We start from the raw sequence: 531 nt of genomic DNA on the forward strand, positions 1-531 counted from the left end.
GTGTGTCAGTCGACATCAATGTTCGATGACCCACCGCATTCGCGAGCAAGTCGGATCGCCGCACCACCGCTCCCACAGGGTTTTGTGTGTATGGGGATCAGTTGGAATCAGGTCCTTTTGTCATCGCCGGGCTCGACATGGACACCCCGTTTATCCCCTGGCTGGGCATGGACGCCACGGTCATCCCCTGGCTGGGCATGGACACCTCGGTCATCGCCGACTTCGCCGTTGGCATGAACGCCTCGGTCATCGCCGACTTCGCCGTTGGCATGAACGCCTCGGTCATCGCCGACTTCGCCGTTGGCATGAACGCCACGATCGTCGCCGACTTCACCAGCGCGATGCACGCCGCGGTCATCCCCGGGTTCATCATGGGTGCCGCTGCGTCCTGAGGACGAGGCCGATCCGGAGTGACCCGAACCGCTGTTGGCACTGCCATGGCCGCTGTTGCTGCCATGGTCGCCACCGTGGCCGCTGCCGCCACCACTGCCACCACTGCCACCACCGCCACTTCCGCCGCCACCGCCGCTG

1 pseudogene is annotated in these 531 nt (G+C 64.8%); it reads right to left on the reverse strand.

What is annotated here, in order from left to right:
• Positions 1–107 precede the first annotated feature (107 nt).
• A pseudogene (locus ACCD00_RS30755) lies at positions 108–531 on the reverse strand (hypothetical protein); the annotation flags it as partial.

Source organism: Pseudomonas sp. Pseusp3, assembly GCF_047304225.1.
GTDB lineage: Bacteria > Pseudomonadota > Gammaproteobacteria > Pseudomonadales > Pseudomonadaceae > Aquipseudomonas > Aquipseudomonas fluorescens_CD.